At 72.5% G+C, this 1,039-nt stretch carries 1 pseudogene; it reads left to right on the forward strand.

The annotated features are described in order from the left end of the window. Positions 1-783 precede the first annotated feature (783 nt). Positions 784-1,039 (forward strand): annotated as a pseudogene (locus tag RM555_RS30785) (C39 family peptidase); the annotation flags it as partial.

Raw genomic sequence — 1,039 nt, forward strand, 5'->3', positions numbered from 1 at the left:
ACCCCACCCCGCTCACCCCGCCCCCCGCCCCCTGCCCCCTGCCCGCGCCGATCATGCAGTTGTGGTGCCGGGTAGGCGCGCATTCGGGCGTTTTGCACACCACCACACCTGCATGATCGAAGTCCGGTCGTCGGTAGCGGCGGCGAGTGGTGGAGGCGTTGCGGCTGGGTCCGAGCGGTCGACGACGGTGCCGGGCGGGGTCCCGCAGGATCCGGCGGGTGATGGGCCGACGCAGGATGGCCGCACCCGGGACGCTCAGGCGGCATGGACCGCTGCCCGCCAGCACGTGGGCCGGGGCAGGAAGGCCATCCGGTTTGGCTGGGCGGTGCGCACCGCTGCCGTCAGCACGTCGACCGGGAACCGCTCGGCGTACAGCGGTCGGCGGAGTCACGGCCAGTCTGGGGCGCGCGTCCGGTTCGTGGCGGCACCATCGGCGCCGCGACCAGGAAATCCACCTCGTCCGTGAGCCGAGGGGCCGATCAGGTTGTTCATCCGTTTCGTGGCGCTTTGTGGTGGCCCCGGTCACGCGCCCGATGGGCATGGGTCGGGGGCGCGGGTCGTTGTAACCACCGTGAGCGCGTAACCCCGGGCCCTGGACCCCGAGCCCTCCGGGATGGCCGGGTCGCCGGTCGGAATGCCGGCCGGGCCCGCGTCGTTACATCCCCCCGGACGCGCCCCACCCTCTCGTCGAGGGCGTACCTGGTTCGACCTTTCCTCAGCCCGCGACGCCACCCGTCCCCCGCGGTGTGTGTCGCGTACCCCCGATCGAAAGGTGCTGCCATCATGCGTACCGACATCCTGCGTAAGACCGCCCTGACCGCTGCCGGGCTCGCCTTCACCGGCGGCGCCATCGCCGGCCCCGTCACCACCGCCCTCGCCGCCCCCACCACCCCGGTGTCGGCCACGGTCACTCAGGACCGCAAGGGTGGCGAGCGCGAACTGGGCGTGCGCTACGAGGCACAGCCCAACTTCTACTACTGCGGCCCCGCCGCCGCCCGCAACGCCCTCAGCGTGCAGGGCAAGAACATCGACGTCGACG

This window comes from Micromonospora reichwaldensis (genome assembly GCF_031845925.1).
Lineage (GTDB): Bacteria > Actinomycetota > Actinomycetes > Mycobacteriales > Micromonosporaceae > Micromonospora > Micromonospora reichwaldensis.